At 69.8% G+C, this 2,298-nt stretch carries 1 protein-coding gene; it reads left to right on the top strand.

The window, feature by feature from the left end; genetic code table 11:
• Positions 1–2,072: serine/threonine protein kinase (locus tag G6026_RS10630; RefSeq protein ID WP_182613164.1), on the top strand; the 2,072-nt coding region annotated here is incomplete at its 5' end.
• Positions 2,073–2,298 lie beyond the last annotated feature (226 nt).

A 2,298-nucleotide genomic window follows, 5' to 3' on the forward strand; every position in this document is an offset into this window, starting at 1 on the left:
ACCGCGCCGGCTCGGCACCGTTCCGGATGCGTCAACCCAGTAAGCCCGAGGACCGACCGAGCCCGGCGTCGGAGGGGCTGGTGGACCTGCCGTACATCATCCCGGTGGATCCCCACTCGGCCATGCTCTCGCCGGAGGACATCGAGGCCGAGTGCGAGGCCTCGGATGGACGACTCCCGCGGCCCGAACTCCGACCCGGCGACGTGGTGGCCGACCAGTACGAGGTCCGCGGCGCGCTCGCCCACGGTGGGATGGGTTGGATCTACCTCGCCGTGGACCACAACGTGTCCGACCGGTGGGTGGTGCTCAAGGGCCTGCTCCACGCCGACCAGGCCGAGGCGCAGGAGGTGGCGGTGGCCGAGCGGGAGATCCTGGCCGAACTCTCCCACCCGTCGATCGTGAGGATCTACAACTTCATCCACGACGACTGGGCCACCTCGCCCACCCACGGCGGCTACATCGTGATGGAGTACGTCGGTGGGCCCAGCCTGCGGGACGTGCGCAGGTCGGCGCCGGGTCGCGTCCTGCCGGTGGAGAAGGCGATCGCGTACGTCCTCGAGGCCCTCACAGCGCTGTCCTACCTGCACTCCGTGGGGCTGGTCTACAACGACCTCAAGCCCGAGAACATCATGCTCACCGAGGACCACGTCAAGCTCATCGACATGGGCGCGGTCTCGGGCGTCGGCGACTACGGGCACATCTACGGCACACCGGGCTTCCAGGCGCCGGAGATCCCCGAGACCGGCCCCACCATCGCCTCCGACCTCTACACCGTGGGGCGCACCCTGGCGTCGTTGATCGTCCGACTGCCGGTGGTCGACGGCCGTTACGCCGACGGGATCCCCTCCCCCGTCGAGGAGCCGGTGTTCAGCCGGTACGACTCGCTCTACCGTTTCCTGTTGCGCTCGACCAACGAGGACCCGACCATGCGGTTCCGCAGCGCCAACGGGATGGCCGGCCAGCTGATGGGCGTGTTGCGCGAAGTCCTCGCTCTGCGTACCGGGATCCCGCATCCGGCGTTCTCCTCGGTGTTCTCGCCGCAGCGGTCCACGTTCGGCACGTTGTTCACGGTCGAGCCGACCGATTTCCTCGTCGACGGCCACGCCCGCGACACCACACTGACCGGTGCCGAACTCGTCGACGCCCTGCCCGTGCCGCTGATGGAGTCCTCCGATCCCGCCGGGCGCATCCTGGCCGCCACCTCCTACACCTCCGTGGAGCAGCGGATCGACACGCTCCGTGAGCTGTACTCGGATACCGAGTCCGAGGCCCACGACAGCGTGGGGGTGATCATGTCGCTCGCCCGCGCCTACCTCGAGAGCGGAGACCTCGCGTCGGCCGAGGCCTTGCTGGAGGAGAACTCCGACCGACTCCGCTCGGAGTGGCGCCTGGTCTGGTACGTCGGGGTGATCGCCCTGCTCAAAGGGGATCCCGTGGGCGCCTATCCGAAGTTCCAGCAGGTGTTGTCGGCCATGCCGGGGGAGAACGGGCCCAAGCTGGCGCTCGCGGCGACCGCCGAGCTCATCCTCGACGTCTGCCCGGAGGGGGACAGGGCCCGATGGGCGCGGTCGAGCGAGCACTTCTACCGCACGGTGTGGTCCGTGGACCGGTCGGTGGTCAGTTCCGCATTCGGGTTGGCCCGACAGTTGCAGAGGCGCGGGGAGGTCGCGGCGGCGATCGAGGAACTGGACCGGGTCCCGCCCAACTCCCGATACTCGGCCCTGGCCAATCTCACGGCGATCCTGCTGCTGTGCCAGGGGCGGCCACTGCGGGAGACCGAGGAATCCCACCTGCGCGAGGCCGCTCGTCGCGTCGCGAACCTGTCCGCCGGTGAGCACCGGGCCGTCCAGATCCGCCTCACCGTGCTGACCACGGCACTGAGTTGGATCCAGCTTCCCGGAAACGAGCCCTCGCCGTCGCCACTGATGCGGGGGGTGCCGTTCACCGAGTTCGGTCTGAGAACGGGCGCGGAGACGGTGTTGCGGACCCTGGCGCGGTCCACCGAGACCCGGCAGCAGCGCTTCCGGTTGGTGGACCAGGCCAACAGCATCCGGCCTCGAACCCTGTTCTGACGCCGCCCGGGTGTCGGCATCCCGGCTCTCTGCTCCTCACCGCTCGCGGTCTCAGCACTCGGCGTCGCGACGCCGCCGGCCGGCCAGCAGGATCAGGGTCACTCCGGCCGCGGCGGCGGTCAGGGCCCACAGCAGCAGGTCCGTCGCTCCCACGCCCGTCTCCGCCAGCGAGCCGCGCACCTGGGAGTTGGCGCGAGCCCATTCCGAGGACGGCGCGCCGTCGCGT

The sequence above is a fragment of the Dietzia sp. DQ11-38-2 genome (assembly GCF_014145055.1).
Lineage (GTDB): Bacteria > Actinomycetota > Actinomycetes > Mycobacteriales > Mycobacteriaceae > Dietzia.